Annotated in this window: 1 protein-coding gene; it reads right to left on the bottom strand. The window is 68.0% G+C overall.

The window, feature by feature from the left end:
• Positions 1–206 (bottom strand): phosphopantetheine-binding protein (locus ACX4ZE_RS23615; RefSeq protein ID WP_480275674.1); only part of this gene is annotated, 206 nt, incomplete at both ends.

The raw sequence follows: 206 nt of genomic DNA, 5'->3' as shown, positions 1-206 counted from the left end.
AGTAGTGGCCCGAACATCGTCTCGATGTTCACCTCGTCGAGCCGGGTGGCCAGGCGGGCGATGGTGGGGGCGTCGAATACCGTGCGGAGGGGCACTTCTACCCCCAGGACGGTCCGGATGCGGCTCACCAGCCGGGTCGCCGACAGGGAATGTCCGCCCAGGTCGAAGAAGTCGTCGTCGAGCCCGACCCCGGCTATCCCGAGGAC

Source organism: Nocardia sp. TBRC8007, from assembly GCF_056629435.1.
This window is presented reverse-complemented; position numbering and strand designations above follow the sequence as displayed.